Here is a 267-nt window from a genome sequence, read left to right on the forward strand (position 1 = left end):
TCTCAGAGCTGTTCACTTGGTTGCAAACCCAGGGTAATATCGAGCAAAGTGAGATGTACCGTACCTTTAACTGCGGCGTCGGCTTTGTCATTGTCGTACCAAAAGATAAAGCAGATGCTGCTATTCAAACCTTGAACGATGCTGGCGAAAAAGCGTGGCAACTAGGCGAAATGATCAAGCGCAGCACTGATGATCAGGCGGATGCCGTGGTGTACCGTTAATGTCAGACAGTCCTATCAAAACTAGCAACAATAAACCATTACGCAT

1 protein-coding gene is annotated in these 267 nt (G+C 46.4%); it reads left to right on the forward strand.

All coding sequences use genetic code 11. The annotated features are described in order from the left end of the window. The coding region (locus tag AAEY72_RS15135) for an AIR synthase-related protein (protein WP_352311396.1) at positions 1–221 on the forward strand (221 nt) is incomplete at its 5' end. Positions 222–267 lie beyond the last annotated feature (46 nt).

The organism is Psychrobacter sp. W2-37-MNA-CIBAN-0211, assembly GCF_040309405.1.
GTDB lineage: Bacteria > Pseudomonadota > Gammaproteobacteria > Pseudomonadales > Moraxellaceae > Psychrobacter > Psychrobacter glaciei.